The organism is Enterococcus sp. JNUCC 77 (genome assembly GCF_054819945.1).
Genome location: NZ_JBTHIG010000001.1, coordinates 653,614 through 667,481, shown reverse-complemented (window position 1 = coordinate 667,481; position 13,868 = coordinate 653,614). Strand labels below are relative to the sequence as shown.

At 34.9% G+C, this 13,868-nt stretch carries 13 protein-coding genes and 1 pseudogene; 3 read left to right on the top strand and 11 right to left on the bottom strand.

The genetic code is table 11. The features are described from left to right. Nucleotides 1–80: 80 nt before the first annotated feature. From ACVWNY_RS03415 to ACVWNY_RS03405, 3 genes are read right to left on the bottom strand one after another with little or no spacing between them, the layout of a single operon-like run. A complete protein-coding gene (locus ACVWNY_RS03415) occupies nucleotides 81–212 on the bottom strand; it encodes a FeoB-associated Cys-rich membrane protein (RefSeq protein WP_218324437.1) in 132 nt (43 codons plus the stop codon). Next, on the bottom strand, nucleotides 200–2,362 hold the full coding sequence (gene feoB / locus ACVWNY_RS03410; RefSeq protein ID WP_218324436.1) for a ferrous iron transport protein B: 2,163 nt from the start codon (nucleotides 2,360–2,362) through the stop codon (nucleotides 200–202). The genes ACVWNY_RS03415 and feoB overlap by 13 nt, the downstream gene beginning before the upstream one ends. Beyond that, entirely contained in the window at nucleotides 2,362–2,832 is a 471-nt protein-coding gene (locus tag ACVWNY_RS03405) for a FeoA family protein (RefSeq protein ID WP_218324435.1), read from the bottom strand. The genes feoB and ACVWNY_RS03405 overlap by 1 nt, the downstream gene beginning before the upstream one ends. Nucleotides 2,833–3,199: 367 nt before the next feature. Between ACVWNY_RS03405 and nrdH the strand changes: the two genes are divergently transcribed. The 3 genes from nrdH to nrdF all read left to right on the top strand — a co-directional run bounded on the left by nrdH (nucleotide 3,200) and on the right by nrdF (nucleotide 6,650). Beyond that, nucleotides 3,200–3,418, top strand: a complete 219-nt coding sequence (gene nrdH, locus ACVWNY_RS03400; RefSeq protein ID WP_218324434.1) for a glutaredoxin-like protein NrdH — start codon at nucleotides 3,200–3,202, stop codon at nucleotides 3,416–3,418. 93 nt (nucleotides 3,419–3,511) lie between these two features. Next, a complete protein-coding gene (gene nrdE, locus ACVWNY_RS03395) occupies nucleotides 3,512–5,671 on the top strand; it encodes a class 1b ribonucleoside-diphosphate reductase subunit alpha (protein ID WP_218324433.1) in 2,160 nt (719 codons plus the stop codon). A 13-nt stretch (nucleotides 5,672–5,684) separates the two neighbouring features. Then, a complete protein-coding gene (gene nrdF, locus ACVWNY_RS03390) occupies nucleotides 5,685–6,650 on the top strand; it encodes a class 1b ribonucleoside-diphosphate reductase subunit beta (protein ID WP_218324432.1) in 966 nt (321 codons plus the stop codon). 44 nt (nucleotides 6,651–6,694) lie between these two features. On the opposite strand, the gene ACVWNY_RS03385 is transcribed toward nrdF, so the two are convergent. From ACVWNY_RS03385 to ACVWNY_RS03350, 8 genes and pseudogenes are all read right to left on the bottom strand, one after another. Next, the gene (locus ACVWNY_RS03385; RefSeq protein WP_218324431.1) at nucleotides 6,695–7,468 is read right to left on the bottom strand and encodes an ABC transporter ATP-binding protein; all 774 of its coding nucleotides are present in this window, start codon (nucleotides 7,466–7,468) and stop codon (nucleotides 6,695–6,697) included. Beyond that, on the bottom strand, nucleotides 7,416–8,411 hold the full coding sequence (locus ACVWNY_RS03380; RefSeq protein ID WP_218324430.1) for an ABC transporter ATP-binding protein: 996 nt from the start codon (nucleotides 8,409–8,411) through the stop codon (nucleotides 7,416–7,418). The genes ACVWNY_RS03385 and ACVWNY_RS03380 overlap by 53 nt, the downstream gene beginning before the upstream one ends. A gap of 12 nt (nucleotides 8,412–8,423) precedes the next feature. Continuing rightward, nucleotides 8,424–9,260, bottom strand: coding sequence for an ABC transporter permease (locus tag ACVWNY_RS03375; protein WP_218324429.1), 837 nt, complete (start codon nucleotides 9,258–9,260; stop codon nucleotides 8,424–8,426). Beyond that, the gene (locus ACVWNY_RS03370) at nucleotides 9,257–10,213 is read right to left on the bottom strand and encodes an ABC transporter permease (protein WP_218324428.1); all 957 of its coding nucleotides are present in this window, start codon (nucleotides 10,211–10,213) and stop codon (nucleotides 9,257–9,259) included. The genes ACVWNY_RS03375 and ACVWNY_RS03370 overlap by 4 nt, the downstream gene beginning before the upstream one ends. A 70-nt stretch (nucleotides 10,214–10,283) precedes the next feature. After that, a complete protein-coding gene (locus tag ACVWNY_RS03365) occupies nucleotides 10,284–11,837 on the bottom strand; it encodes an ABC transporter substrate-binding protein (protein WP_218324427.1) in 1,554 nt (517 codons plus the stop codon). 331 nt (nucleotides 11,838–12,168) lie between these two features. Next, nucleotides 12,169–12,336: pseudogene (locus tag ACVWNY_RS03360) on the bottom strand (MgtC/SapB family protein); the annotation flags it as partial. Nucleotides 12,337–12,438: 102 nt separating this feature from the next. Then, entirely contained in the window at nucleotides 12,439–13,113 is a 675-nt protein-coding gene (gene alsE, locus ACVWNY_RS03355) for a D-allulose 6-phosphate 3-epimerase (RefSeq protein ID WP_454071666.1), read from the bottom strand. Between the two features lie 13 nt (nucleotides 13,114–13,126). Next, on the bottom strand, nucleotides 13,127–13,867 hold the full coding sequence (locus ACVWNY_RS03350; RefSeq protein ID WP_454071665.1) for an SDR family NAD(P)-dependent oxidoreductase: 741 nt from the start codon (nucleotides 13,865–13,867) through the stop codon (nucleotides 13,127–13,129). Between the last annotated feature and the right edge of the window lies 1 nt (nucleotide 13,868).

Sequence of the window (13,868 nt, the reverse complement as noted above, 5' to 3'; positions counted from 1 at the left end):
TGTAAATGAACTGTATCGATTGCGATACAGTTTTTTTATGCAAAAAAATCCTCGACTGATTGCCGAGGATTTTACATTTTTTATTTACTTTGCTCTTCTTTTACTGGACAGCCACAGTCGCAGTCTTCACAAGAGGCGCCATTTTTAATTTTGCGATAGACAATCACTCCTGCACCGCCAAAAATTAAAACAGATAAAATTATAGTTGCCATTCTTTCACCTCATCTAAATGTTGAATTGTTACGGTTGGTCGATTTGATTTATTTGGTTTCTTCAAGATAAAGTATAGCATAATCGCTAAAACAACGGCTGCTAAAATAAATCCAATTCCTATTGAACCACCTTCAAAAAAGACGTGTCCAAATTGATAAACAACGAAACTCACTGCATAAGCCAAACCACATTGATATGCAATTGCACCGGCAAACCATTTACCATTTGCCATTTCACGACGGATGGCCCCCATCGCAGCAAAACATGGTGCACACAATAAATTAAATACTAGGAATGAATATGCCCCAACTGGCGTATAAGAACCTCGCAAGGCTCCCCAAATCTGAGAGCCGTTTTCGGAAACTGATGGTTGATTGTATAAAATCCCAAAGGTCCCGATGACATTTTCTTTGGCAATTAGTCCTGTGATTGCTGCTACTGCGGCTTTCCAATTACCAAATCCAAGAGGTGCAAAAATTGGTGCTACAAGGTTTCCTAAAACTGCTAAGATACTTTGATCTTCTGGTACTGCTTGGAACATAAAATTATGGGTCTGAGTAAACCAAATTAAAATACAAGCGACAAAAATAATTGTTCCTGCTTTTTTAACAAATGCTTTACTGTGATCATACGTATAACGAATCGTATTACCGATTCTTGGAAAATGATAAACTGGCAATTCCATAATGAAAGGTGCTGGATCACCGGCAAACAAACGTGTTTTTTTCAAAGCAATCCCTGATAAAACGATTGCTGACATACCAATAAAATAAGCTGAGGGTGCTACCCAAGAACTATTTGGGAAAAATGCCCCCGCTACTAAGGCAATGATTGGCAATTTAGCTGAGCAAGGCATAAATGTCGTTAGCATGACAGTCATTTTGCGATCTTTTTCATTTTCAATTGTCCGACTCGCCATGACACCTGGCACACCACAACCTGTTGCAATTAACATCGGAATAAATGATTTTCCTGACAAACCAAACTTTCTAAAGAAACGATCCATTACAAAAGCAATCCGCGCCATGTAGCCACAATCTTCAATTAATGCCAAACAAAAAAATAGAACCATTAATTGTGGTAAAAAACCAAGTACTGCGCCAATTCCGGCGACAATCCCATTTAAAATCAAGTCTTGCATCCAACCAGCTACTTGCCAAGATTGCAAGGTTGTTTCGATAAAGTTCGGTACGATATCACCAAACAAAGTATCATTTACCCAGTCAGTTCCAATGGCTCCGACAGTTTGAATCGCAATGTAATAGATTAACCACATAACTAAAGCAAAAATCGGTAACGCTAAAAAGCGATTCGTCACAATCCGGTCAATTTTATCTGATAATGATAATTTAAACTGGTCATCATCAACAACACATAAGGTTTTCAAGTCCGAAATAAAATTATATCTTTCATTAATAACGATGGATTCAGCATCATCTGCGATAATCTTTTCAGTAATATTAATGGTTTCTTCAATTTCTTTTTGCTGAATAGTACTCAAATCTAATGCTTGGCTTGCTCGTGAATCCCGTTCGAATAATTTCACGCTGTACCAACGAGCATATTTGTCTTCAACTGTGCTACCTAAAATGGTTTCGATCTCATTTAAAGCAGCTTCAAGACGTTTATCATATTGGGGATAATTGATTTCTGTTTTATTTTTTGCAGCTGCGATGGCTTCTTTGACTGCTTTATCAACATTTCGATTTTTCAAAGCTGATATGCCAATCACCGGTACGCCTAAAGCATAAGATAATTTTTCTAAATTAATCTGCTTGTCACTTTTTTCCAAAATGTCCATCATATTGACAGCTACGACTGTTGGAATCCCTGTTTCAATTAATTGGGTCGTTAAATAAAGATTCCGTTCTAAATTTGTCCCATCGACAATATTTAAAATGACATCAGGTTCACCTGACAATAAGTAATCTCTAGCAACAACTTCTTCTGGTGTATAAGGTGAAAGAGAGTATATACCCGGCAAATCATCAATCGTAACATCAGTATTCTTTTTATAGACGCCACCTTTTCTTTCAACGGTGACACCCGGCCAGTTTCCAACGAATTGATTATTACCAGTTAATACATTAAAGGCGCTAGTTTTCCCACTATTGGGATTTCCGGCTAATGCTACATGTAGGTTTGCCATCACGCTTCCTCCTTCGCAATAATAATCATTTCCGCTTCAGATTTTCTCAAAGTCAATTCATACCCGCGAATCCGAATTTCAATCGGATCTCCCAATGGGGCAAGTTTAATAATTTTAATCAACGTTCCTTTGGTTAAGCCCATATCCATTAAGCGGCGTTTCACTGCACCGGTGCCGTGGACATTTACGACAACCCCTTGTTCTCCTATTTTTAATTGATCTAAAGAAGACCAATGATTTCTTTCTTCTGTTATATCTTTCACATTAATACTTTTTAAAATAGTCTTATCAATTGCCACACGAGAATTGTGTAACAAGACAATACTATTATGCCCAGACTGACTCACAACGGCAATTTTCGAACCAATTACCATTCCGAGATCCTGCATCCGGCGCTTCATATCTGAATCTAATGTGACTGAATCAATTTCCACAACTTTATTCAAAGAAACATCTGCTAAAGTAGTCATCATTTTTCCGCCTAACTTTTTCAATTAATAATGAGAATCTTTCTCACTTAGATTAACTGGATTTGTGAACAATGTCAATATGAAACATAACTTTTTCTTAATCTTTTGAGCAGTAAATTTGACTTATTATTTCAAACTTGTTTAGAAAGGTTATTTAAAATTTTTTTGTTCGTAAAAAAAACATTCAATTTTTGTTTTTCAAATAAAGAAAGGGCTTTTCCATTGAATTCATCTGCTTTCATCATTTTTCCAAAAACACCAAGCCTTGTGTATCCCAAAAAACGAAACACTATATATAGTGTTTTTCGATTGACTTTTTCCCAACATCTTTTATACTGATAAGTGTAGAAAAAAAGGGGGAACATCCATGGTAAAAGTATATTCAAAAAACAATTGTATGCAATGTAAGATGACAAAACGTTATTTAAACGACAATCATATTAGCTTTGAAGAAATTAATATAGACAGCGAACCAACTGCTTTAGACTTCTTAAAAGAACAAGGTTTCCAAAGTGTACCTGTTACTTTTAATGGTTCAGACACAATTATCGGCTTTCGTCCTGACCAACTAAAAGCTTTAGCTTAATCAATAAATCTAAATGAATGACGAACTGAGATGAAAAGCGACTATTTTTGTCTCAGTTTTATTTATTACTATATATAGGAAAGAAGTGACGAAATGAGTCTGAAAAATCTAGGCGATGTGACCTACTTCAAACTTAATAATGAAATCAACCGTCCTGTTAACGGACAAATCCCATTAAATAAAGATAAAGAAGCTTTAGATGCATTCTTTAAAGAGAATGTTGAACCGAATACCCACAAGTTTTCTTCTATTAAAGAAAAACTTGATTTCCTAATTTCAGAAGATTATTTAGAACAAGAATTTATCGAAAAATATTCTCTTGCTTTTATTGAAAAATTATATGCATTTTTAGATGAACAGAATTTTGTCTTTAAATCATTTATGGCCGCCTATAAATTTTATTCTCAGTACGCTTTAAAAAGTAACGATGGCGACGAATACCTAGAGTCATATGAAGATCGTGTAGCTTTTAGTGCCTTATACTTTGCAGACGGCGATGAAAATCTAGCACTAGATTTAGCTGATGAAATGATTCATCAACGCTATCAACCTGCAACTCCTTCATTTTTAAATGCAGGACGTAAACGCCGTGGAGAATTGGTCTCTTGTTTCTTAATCCAAATGACGGATGACATGAATAGTATTGGTCGCTCAATCAACTCTGCTTTACAATTATCAAGAATTGGTGGCGGCGTTGGTATTAATTTGTCTAACCTTCGAGAAGCTGGTGCGCCGATTAAAGGTTATGACGGAGCCGCTAGTGGTGTCGTTCCAGTAATGAAATTATTCGAAGATAGCTTTTCTTACTCAAACCAATTAGGACAACGTCAAGGAGCCGGTGTGGTTTATCTAGACGTCTTCCATCCAGACATTGAGATGTTCTTATCGGCTAAAAAAGAAAATGCCGATGAAAAAATTCGGGTTAAAACTCTGTCACTAGGTGTCACTGTTCCTGACAAGTTTTACGAATTGGCTCGTAAAAATGAAGATATGTATTTATTCAGCCCTTATGGTGTTGAAAAAGAATACGGTGTCCCTTACTCTTATGTGGATATCACAAAAGAATATGACAACATGGTAGCTAATCCCAACATTCGTAAAAAACGTGTTCGGGCTCGTGACTTGGAAAACGAAATTTCTAAATTACAACAAGAATCTGGCTATCCTTATATTATCAATATCGATACGGCTAATCGGGCAAATGCGGTTGATGGAAAAATCGTCATGAGTAATCTATGTTCAGAAATTTTACAAGTTCAAACACCATCTGCCATTAATGATCGTCAAGAATATGAAACATTAGGTACAGATATTTCTTGTAACTTAGGCTCAACAAATATTGTCAATTTAATGGAAAGTCCTGACTTTGGCAAATCTGTTAAATCAATGGTTCGAGCGTTAACTTTTGTTACAGATGCTTCAAATATTGATGTGGTTCCTTCTATTCAAAACGGTAATCATTTAAATCATACGATTGGCTTAGGTGCGATGGGCTTACACAGCTTCTTTGCTAAAAACTTGATGGTTTATGGATCTGAAGAATCAATCGATTTCACTAATATTTATTTCATGCTGTTAAATTATTGGACTTTAGTGGAAAGCAATCAAATTGCTAGAGAAAAGAAACAAAGCTTCCATAATTTTGAAAAATCAAAATATGCTGATGGATCTTATTTTGACAAATATGTAACTGGTGAATTCATGCCACAAACTGATAAGGTCAAAGAAATCTTCAAAGATATTTTTGTTCCAACTGCAGAAGACTGGGCAGCTTTAAGAGAGGCTATTAAAACAGATGGTTTGTATCACCAAAATCGTCTAGCTGTAGCGCCAAATGGTTCGATTTCTTACATCAATGATACTAGCGCTAGCTTACACCCTATCACTCGTTTAATTGAAGAACGTCAAGAAAAGAAAATTGGTAAAATTTATTACCCAGCACCATATTTGAATAATGAAACATTGCCTTATTATATGTCTGCTTACGATATGGATATGCGTAAAGTTATCGATGTCTATGCCACAGCGCAACAACATATTGATCAAGGAATGAGCTTAACTTTATTCATGCGTTCTGAAATTCCTCGCGGTTTATACGAATGGAAAACAGAAACTAAGCAATCTACTCGTGATTTAAACATCTTACGAAACTATGCCTTCTACAAAGGCTGCAAATCGATTTATTACGTTCGGACCTTCACTGAAGACGCAGAAGAAATCGGTTCAAATCAATGCGAAAGCTGCGTCATTTAGAAAGGAGAACCTCATGACAGAAACATATTATGAAGCAATAAATTGGAATGAAATTGAAGATGTCATCGATAAATCAACTTGGGAAAAATTAACTGAGCAATTTTGGTTAGATACCCGGATTCCTTTATCAAATGACTTAGATGATTGGCGTAAATTATCAAAAATGGAACAAAACTTAGTCGGCCACGTTTTTGGTGGTCTGACTTTACTTGATACCGTTCAATCAGAAACTGGGATGGATCAACTGAGAGAAGATGTGCGCACACCACATGAAGAAGCCGTTTTAAACAATATTCAATTCATGGAATCTGTTCACGCAAAAAGTTATTCATCGATCTTCAGTACTTTAAACACAAAATCTGAAATTGATGAAATCTTCGAATGGACCAATACAAATGTATATTTACAAAAAAAAGCTGAACGAGTGAACGAAATCTACAAAAACGGTACACCATTAGAAAAGAAAATTGCCAGTGTCTTTTTGGAAACTTTCTTATTCTACTCAGGCTTTTACACACCACTATACTATTTAGGAAACAATAAATTAGCTAACGTAGCAGAGATCATTAAGTTGATCATTCGTGATGAATCTGTTCACGGAACTTACATTGGCTACAAATTCCAACGAGGATTCAACGAGCTACCTGAAGCAGAACAAGAATCATTGAAAGAATGGATGTATGATTTATTGTACGAACTTTACGAAAATGAAGAACGTTACACTGAAGAATTGTACGATGAAATCGGTTGGACAGAGGAAGTCAAAACTTTCTTGCGCTATAATGCCAACAAGGCGTTGATGAACTTGGGACAAGATCCATTATTCCCAGATACCGCCGATGACGTAAACCCAATTGTCATGAATGGAATTTCTACTGGTACAAGTAACCACGACTTCTTCTCACAAGTCGGTAATGGCTATTTGTTAGGCCATGTCGAAGCGATGGATGACGATGATTATTTGATTGGTTTTGAATAATATAGCGAACCAGGCAACTTCCATTTAGTGAAGTTGCCTGGTTTTTAGTTTAATTGTGCAGCAATCAAAGTCTTTGTATATTCATGCTGCGGGTTTTCTAAAATATCTTTGGTTTCGCCAACTTCAACAATTTCTCCTTGATACATCACTGCTACTCGATCTGCAATTTTTGAAACTAATTGTAGGTCATGAGAAATGAATAAGTAAGTTAAATGAAACTCTTTTTTTAAATCCAACATCACATTAACAATTTGTGCCTGCAACGAAACATCTAAAGAAGAAACAGGTTCGTCGGCAATAACGAATTTAGGATTGGTTACCAATGCTCTGGCGATGACGACTCGTTGTTTTTGTCCACCACTTAATTGACTAGGGAAACGTTGAAATAAAGACTCGTCGATGCCTACTTTTTTTAAAATATTGATCACCTGTTTTTCACTACTCAGCTGCTCCTGCCCTAAAGCTTTTAACGGCTCCATCACAATATTAAAAATGGTCATGAAAGGATTCATCGCTGATTCAGGATTTTGAAAAATAATCTGCATTTCCTCTGGAGAACGCTTTACTTTTGTCTGATCAGTTTGATTTAAAAAAATGATATCTCCAGCAGTTGGTGCTTCCATCTTTAAGAGAAGCTTTCCCAATGTAGATTTTCCACTACCAGATTCACCAATTAAGGCAAATAACTCTCCTTGATAAATAGTCAAACTAACATCTTTCACCGCTCTTACAATCGGTTTTTTTCTTAAATCAAATCCACTTTTCTTAAAAGTCTTCGATAAATGATTCATTGATAAAATCGGGATTTCTCTCTGCATTCTGCGACTTCCTTTCTGCATAGAAGCAGCGAACTGCATGCTGTTTTCTCTCTTTCAAAAGAGGATGGCTTTTTGTACATTCTGGTAATTTCACTGAACAACGCGAAGCAAAAAAGCAACCAGGTATTTGTTCATCCATCGTTGGTACATTTCCTGGGATACTTGTTAATTCATGAGATTTACTAGGACTGGCCGCTAATAAAGCTTTAGTATAGGGATGTTGCGTTTTTTTCAGAATAGTTTGTAGTTTACCAAGCTCTACTATTTCCCCAAAATACATAACAGCAACACGATCAGCCACTTGTTTAATAACCTTTAAATCATGACTGATTAAAATAATTGTTAAGCCTTCTGTCTGCTGTAATTCCTTCAGTAAAAGCAAAATCCCTTTTTGTGTAACTGCATCTAAAGCAGTCGTCGGTTCATCTGCGATTAAAACTTTTGATTTAGTTAAGAGTGCCATAGCAATCATTACTCGTTGCTGAAGGCCACCGGAAAGCTCATGAGGATACTGCTTCATCCGCTGTTTCGGGTTACTAATTGCAACTTTTGCTAAAGTTTTCTCAGATAATTCGATAGCTGCTGCTTTTGATACTTTTTGAAAACGTCTAGCTACTTCAGCTAATTGACTTCCAATCGTTTTAACTGGATTCATCGCTTTTTTGGGATCTTGAAAAATCATCGCTATTGATAAATTTTCATCCAGTCGATGCATCTCACTTTCAAAGATGAATTCTTGGTATTGGTACTCAAAAAATCGAGGTAAAATATTTTTCAAACAACGCATCAAAATACTTTTCCCTGAGCCAGATTCCCCAACGATTCCTAGAATTTCTCCCTGAAAAACCGTCAAATCTAACTCTTTAATAATTTCATATGGTTTTTTTTCCAAGCCTTGATAAGTAATCACATTGAGTTTTTTGACTGTTAAAATAGCTGTCATCATATTTACTCCTTATTCTTGATCAGAGAAGATTTTTCTTAAAAATTCTCCGACACCATTAAAAGCTAATACTGTTAAAATAATAAAAATCCCTGGAATTAATGCCATATGAGGAGCTCCTTGAAGGTTGCTTTGGGCATTTTCTAATAAAGAGCCCCAAGAACTTTTAGGTTGTTGAATTCCTAAACCTAAAAAACTCAACGCCGATTCTGTCATAATTGCACTAGAAAGATTTGTTGTTGCGGCAACTAAGATTGTTGGTAGAATCGGTGGCAGCAAGTGTTGAAAAATAATTTTCCAAGACTTTTCACCAATGAATTGACTATATAATACATAATCTCTTTCTTTAAAAGAAATCGCCTCACCACGCACTAGACGTGAAATATTCATCCAGGAAAATAGACTGATTACTAAAATCACAGTGCCAATTCCCGGTTCCAATAAAACACTTAGCACAATCGACAAAACCATCCAAGGAATTGACGACAATACATCAACTAATCGCATTAGAATTGAATCAAGAATACCCCCAAAATAACCTGACAATAAGCCAACGGCTGTTCCTAAAATGGTAGCTGTCGCCATTGCAACAAATCCGACAGTTAAAGAAATATGTCCGCCATACAGGACTCGTAAAAAATAATCTCGACCTAGTTCATCAGTGCCAAAAAGATGCTTCAAACTTGGACCCTGCGATAACTGAGTTACATCAATTTTATTAGGATTTAGTGGTAATAAAAAAACAAGAAAACTAACTAAGATAAGCAACAATAAAAAAAGCAATAGAAATCGATAAGAAGGATAATAACGTAAAACTTTACGACATTTTTGCCAATAAATTTTTATCATAGGCGACCTCCACGAATTCTGGGATCGATTAAAATAACCAACACATCAGCTACCAAGTTTCCGATAATCACCATTACTGAAGATAATAAAACAATCGCCATAATAATTGGATAATCCAACGCTTTTGCTGCTGTTAAAAAGAAGTTGCCGACACCGGGCCAGCTGTAAATAGACTCTGTAATAATTGCTCCAGTAATCATTGTTGGAAAGAAAATACCAATTTGAATCGCAATTGGTGTCATGATATTTTTAAAAACATGTTTGATTAATATTTCTTTTTTACTGGCACCAAATGCCCTTTGGACTAGGACATACTCCGCCTCTAATTGCCTCATAGTTGCACTACGAATATATCGAATCAATTCTGGCGTAAAAGCAAATACCAAAGTAATATACGGTAAAATAAAATGCTTCAAAAAATCTAACAGATCATTTTCAACCCCAATCGTTCGCATACCGATAATTGGTAAAAGATTTAAATGATAACCAAAAAAATAAATTAACAACATGGCTAACCAAAAAGTCGGTGTAGCAATACCTATCCCAGCTAATTTTTCTATCAATTTTCCGCTAAATTTATCACTTCGATCACCTGCAAAAATACCTAAAATACACGCCAATATCAAAGCTGTCACATAAGATGGCAGAACTAACACAATTGTATTAGGAATTTTTTGTAATAATGACTCACCGATACTCTGATGACCTACCAAAGAATAACCAAAATCCCAATGAAAAATATTTTTCAGCCAATAAAAGTATTGAACGATTGCTGGTTGATCTAAGCCTTTTTGTTGCCGAATCATAGCGATAGTTTCAGCAGACATATTTGGTGTAACTGAACTATCCACCGCATCATAAGGCGCCAATTGAATCAAGATAAAAGTCAAAATCGTCACCAATAATACTAAAGGAATCGCATAAAGCAAACGTTTTACGACATATTTTGCCATTGTTTCACCTACTCTCACAAAAAGAGCTACTCAAAAAATCTTTAAGATTCTTTCAGCAGCCCTAAATCAACTATTTAGATAACTTAGACCAGTCTTCCATAATATATACTGGGACAAATTTTGCATCAGAAAACCCTTTAACACTTGGATTAGATGCAATAATTTTTTTGTTGTCAACAATTGGATAGAAAACTGCATCGTTTGCAATTTCAGTTTGTAATTGATTGTAAATATCTTTGCGTTTTACTTCATCTAATTCGTTGGCACCAGCATTAAATAATTCATCTACTTTATCATTTTTGTAGTGCATGATGTTAAAATCGCCATCGGATTTAAATTGTGATTTATAAGCATCAGGATCATTACCCCAAATATAGCCACTGATATACATATCGTATTTTTTGCTATTTTCTTTTTGCAACTCTGTCACTAAAGCAGCTGTTTCTACCGCTGAAAGTTTTACTTTCAAACCAATTTCCTCAAGCGCTTCTTTAATGAATGTGACTTGCATTTTTTGAATTTTATCACCAGTCATGTAGCCTAAGTTTAATTGAGTCCCCTCTGCATCGGCCTCTTTAATCAAATCTGTTGCCTTTTTAACATTGGTTTTGTATTTCTTCACTTTATTATTATAGTATTCATTGTTTGGTGGTAAAATCGAATAAGCATTACTGTAATATTTTTTATTTAAGTAGGTCGCTTTATTCATTTCAGGCTTGTTTAAAGCTAAAAACATCGCTTGACGTACTTTTTCGTCAGCAACTTTTTTTGAATTCATATTGATTCCCATATAACCAACACGATTTTCACTATATGAACGAATTTTCAAATCGTTTTTTTGCATTTCTTTTACTTCAGCCGGTTGCACTAAACCAGCATCGACTTCCCCACTTTGCAACGCGACTTTGGCTGTGTCAGGGTTAGAAATGATTTGTAAGACCACATTGTTTAGGTTAGCTTGACCACCGTAATAAGATCCATTTGCTTCAAATTTTAAGTATTCACCCTTTTTATATTCAGCAAATTTATAGGGACCACTACCAACCGGATCAACATTAACTTCTGCTTCCGCAAAATCAACATTTTCATAGACATGTTTTGGTAAGATATACGTATCTACCGCTACTTGATTCAAAATCGGTACATTTAATGCTGGTAAAGTAAATTTAATCGTTAAATCATCAACTTTTTCTACGGTTACAGGTTGTTCACCTACCCATAGCATGTCAGAAGCGCCATTATTTTTATCTATTTTCTTTTCATAAGTAAATACAACATCATCAGCTGTTAAAGGTTGTTCGTCTGACCAAACCAAATTTTCCTTTAGTGTAACCGTAACACTTAATCCATCATCAGCTTTCACAATTTCATTAGCCAATTCGTTTTTAATTGCTCCGTCACTTTCTGAACGTGCCAAAGGAGAAAAGACTAAGTTCACTGCAGTCATGCCCCAGCGATCATTTGCACTAATTGGATTTAGTGAAACTGGGTCACTGTCAATTGAAAAAGTAAATGTATCGTCTGCACTTTCCTTTGCTTCAACTGTATTTCCAGCCTGTCCTAATCCTAAACCACCTAAAAGTAAAATCATTGTGAATAACACTGTAAAAATTTTTTTCTTCATTTAAAATGCTCCTCCAAATTCTCTATTTACATTCAATTTTTGAATTTAGCATTTTTATCTCATATATATTGCGAGAAAATGCCTACACCTAGAAAACTCTAGGCTCTTTAGAAAATCCAATCACACCCTCATAAAAAGACGGATACCATTTCGTTTCATTTTCTCACGCCCTTTCTTTAAAACGCTTACAATAATTAGTATAAAAAAATTCTCCTCATATAACAACAAGAGGAGAATAAATAGTAAGTAATATTTTTTTCATAATATTCAATTTGTTTTATATTTATTGCAGATAAATTTTAGCTTGTCTTAAAGCTTCCTTGTCCAGTACCTACACATTAATCATCCTTAATTTTGTAATATTTTTATACATCGATAAATCTTCAATCACATCTGTATAGGATAGTCCTTTGGGCAAATCAATCGTATACACATTGGTATAAATCCGATAATCCTCCATAAAATCCACATCAAAATCAACATCTTCAACTTCGATATTTTACTATCAAAATAGTTCATATATCAAATGATCTAGATGATTGTTGTAAATTATCAAAAATAGATTAAAAGTACTTTACTTTTTTGAAGTAAAGTGCTTTTTTTATAAATTTATCGCTGCAGTAAGATTTTTTTCCATCATCGTTACAGCATTTTCAATATTTTCATCTAAGTTAAATAATCCACTTTTACCAACTATTAGAATATCCGCCCCAGCATCAATCATTTGTTTATAAGTTTTTTCATTACATGATCCATCAATCTGAATTTCAAAACTCAAATTTTGTTCTTCACGAGATATTTTAAGTTGTCGTACCTTTTCTAAACTTTCTGTAACAAATGTTTGTCCAGCAAATCCAGGATCAACAGTCATCACTGTAACAATATCAATTAAATGTAAAAAATCGGCAATGACATTTAGTGGCGTTTCAGGATTTAAAACAACCCCCATTTTTTTCCTATGCTTTTTGAGTAACTCACTTATACGAAAAGCATGACCGTTTAAGTGTTCAGCGTGAATGCTTATTACCTCTACATTTAACTCTAACAATTGATCAATGTAATCAATCGGATTAGTTACCATCAAATGTGCATCTGTTGGAATCGAAGTATATGGATTTAATTGTTCAATAAACCATGGAGATAAAGTCATATTTTTAACATAGTGTCCATCCATAATATCTATATGATAATAATCAATTTTCTTATTCAAACAACTAATTTGTTCTTCAAATTTACCAAGATTCATGCACATTAGAGACGGGGAAATTTTTACCATTTTATTCTCTCCTTTAATTGACTGACTGACCACCATCTACAACCACTTCCGACCCTGTCATAAACCGAGATTCATCTGAAGCTAAAAATACAACAACATCAGCAACTTCATCGGCTGTACTAATTCTTTGATATAACGGAATACGACTGCCCATTTCTTCCATAGTACGCTCAGTGGCTTCCGCTGCATGAGCAGCCATCTGCGTTTTGATATAAGCTGGATGAACTGAGTTAACTCTGATCCCTCTTGGTGCAAATTCAATCGCTGCTCCTTTGGTCAATGCCGAAACGGCACCTTTAGACGCGGCATAAGCAATTCTATTTTTTGAACCCAAAAAGGAAGCAATTGAACTAGTATTAATAATACTACTACCTTCTCCTAGCAAAGTTGACATAGTTTTAATTCCTAAAAAGACACTCAATGCGTTAACATCCATCGTTTTTTCCCACAATTCAACACTTGTATTTTCAATTGTTTCAATTTTAAAAATCCCAGCATTATTAAATAATACATCAATATGACCGTATTTTTCTTTAATATCAGTTGCCGCATCAATCCAAGCCGCTTCATCAGTAACATCAAAAGGATAAGCATAAAGTTCATCGTCAGTAAATTCAGCTAACAATGCATCAATATTATCTTGATTATTATCATTTACTAGCACGATAAAATCTTTTGTTAATAATTTTGCAACCACTGCTTGACCTAGCCCTCCTGCAGCACCAGTTATGAATGCAATTTTTTTGTCTGTCATA

Coding starts and splice junctions, on each gene's coding strand:
- ACVWNY_RS03350 (WP_454071665.1), bottom strand. CDS start 13,867: ATGACAGACAAAAAAATTGCATTCATAACTGGTGCTGCAGGAGGGCTA.
- feoB (WP_218324436.1), bottom strand. CDS start 2,362: ATGGCAAACCTACATGTAGCATTAGCCGGAAATCCCAATAGTGGGAAA.
- ACVWNY_RS03365 (WP_218324427.1), bottom strand. CDS start 11,837: ATGAAGAAAAAAATTTTTACAGTGTTATTCACAATGATTTTACTTTTA.
- ACVWNY_RS03385 (WP_218324431.1), bottom strand. CDS start 7,468: ATGCAGAGAGAAATCCCGATTTTATCAATGAATCATTTATCGAAGACT.
- ACVWNY_RS03370 (WP_218324428.1), bottom strand. CDS start 10,213: ATGGCAAAATATGTCGTAAAACGTTTGCTTTATGCGATTCCTTTAGTA.
- ACVWNY_RS03380 (WP_218324430.1), bottom strand. CDS start 8,411: ATGACAGCTATTTTAACAGTCAAAAAACTCAATGTGATTACTTATCAA.
- nrdE (WP_218324433.1), top strand. CDS start 3,512: ATGAGTCTGAAAAATCTAGGCGATGTGACCTACTTCAAACTTAATAAT.
- alsE (WP_454071666.1), bottom strand. CDS start 13,113: ATGGTAAAAATTTCCCCGTCTCTAATGTGCATGAATCTTGGTAAATTT.
- ACVWNY_RS03415 (WP_218324437.1), bottom strand. CDS start 212: ATGGCAACTATAATTTTATCTGTTTTAATTTTTGGCGGTGCAGGAGTG.
- ACVWNY_RS03405 (WP_218324435.1), bottom strand. CDS start 2,832: ATGACTACTTTAGCAGATGTTTCTTTGAATAAAGTTGTGGAAATTGAT.
- nrdH (WP_218324434.1), top strand. CDS start 3,200: ATGGTAAAAGTATATTCAAAAAACAATTGTATGCAATGTAAGATGACA.
- ACVWNY_RS03375 (WP_218324429.1), bottom strand. CDS start 9,260: ATGATAAAAATTTATTGGCAAAAATGTCGTAAAGTTTTACGTTATTAT.
- nrdF (WP_218324432.1), top strand. CDS start 5,685: ATGACAGAAACATATTATGAAGCAATAAATTGGAATGAAATTGAAGAT.